This window comes from Shewanella sp. CAL98-MNA-CIBAN-0140 (genome assembly GCF_040309905.1).
GTDB classification, from domain to species: Bacteria; Pseudomonadota; Gammaproteobacteria; order Enterobacterales; family Shewanellaceae; genus Shewanella; species Shewanella psychromarinicola.
On the sequence record NZ_JBEOPI010000229.1, the window covers coordinates 1 to 255 of the forward strand.

Here is a 255-nt window from a genome sequence, read left to right on the forward strand (position 1 = left end):
GGTAACCAAACTGGCTCGCTCCCTAAGAGCTATCAGCGTTATCTAGAAAACCAATTCCGTCAGGTGTTTAAGCTCGAAGGTACGCCGCTTAATGTGGTCTTTAAGCTCAACGAAAATCCTTACGCTAATAAAAGTGATACGCCAACCAAAGCAAAAGCGCAACAGTTACGTCAACGTGAGCGTAATCGAACGCAGAAGTTCACCACAAAAGATAAAAAACCGCGTTAAAACAACGGTTTTACCTGCCTTTAAATG

At 43.1% G+C, this 255-nt stretch carries 1 pseudogene; it reads left to right on the forward strand.

Annotated features, from left to right (window positions below):
- Nucleotides 1-228, forward strand: a pseudogene (locus AAEY93_RS20865) (ribosome biogenesis GTPase Der); the annotation flags it as partial.
- Between the last annotated feature and the right edge of the window lie 27 nt (nt 229-255).